This is a genomic window from Streptomyces colwelliae (assembly GCF_048158785.1).
Taxonomy (GTDB): Bacteria; Actinomycetota; Actinomycetes; order Streptomycetales; family Streptomycetaceae; genus Streptomyces.
This window is the reverse complement of the sequence record NZ_JBLTJC010000863.1, coordinates 1-751: the sequence shown is the minus strand read 5'-3', so window position 1 is coordinate 751 and position 751 is coordinate 1. Positions and strand designations below refer to the sequence as shown.

The 751-nt window shown below is 62.3% G+C and carries 1 protein-coding gene; it reads left to right on the top strand.

Annotated features, from left to right (window positions below; all coding sequences use genetic code 11):
- Positions 1-112 precede the first annotated feature (112 nt).
- Complete coding sequence (locus ACNFOC_RS54855) at positions 113-739, top strand: Uma2 family endonuclease (protein ID WP_416966378.1); 627 nt, start codon at positions 113-115, stop codon at positions 737-739.
- The last annotated feature ends 12 nt before the right edge of the window (positions 740-751 follow it).

Sequence of the window (751 nt, the reverse complement as noted above, 5' to 3'; positions counted from 1 at the left end):
CGCGGGAGTTGGAGATCACGGGGGTGGGGTTGAAGGATGAATCCGATCACATGGAAGTAAGTGAGCGACTACTCTGAGTTCCGGCTGGTCCGCATCAAGGGGAGGGCGCATCATGACACTCATGGCAGAGCGACCGGTGATGAGCGGCACTGAGCCTCGTGGCAGCTTCGAGGAGATGCTGGACGTCCTCGACGAGTTGGGCGTGCCCGACGGCTATCGGGCCGAGATCATCAGGGGGAACATCGTCGTGTCGCCGTGGCAGAAGGCTTACTACCTCAGGGTCATGGACCTGATCTGTGATCGGCTGCGCCCGTACCTGCCCGAAGGCCACCGGATCAGTGGCCTCCCGGCACTGTACGTGTTCCCGGGAGCCGAGCGGGCGTACGGCCCGGATGTTCACGCAGCCCATGAGTCGACGCGTGAGAGCACCAGTCACCATCTGGACGGTGAGGCCCTCTCCTTCGTAGCGGAACTGACCTCGACATCGACTCGCAGCGCAGATCTGAACGAGAAGGTGAGTGTTTACGGGAAGGCGGGTGTACCCGTCTACCTCATCCTCAACATGCAGGACGAGGAGGCCACCGTCTATTGGTCCCCGTCGACCCAGGTCGGATACGAGGAGAGCCTCACCAAGCCGTTCGGCGAGAAACTCTACATCCCCGACCCGTTCGGCTTCGCTCTCGACACCAGCGGTTTGCAGGCCCCCCAAGGCCCCGCTAAGAAGAACCCGGCAAAGTAAGCCCCCAAGCCC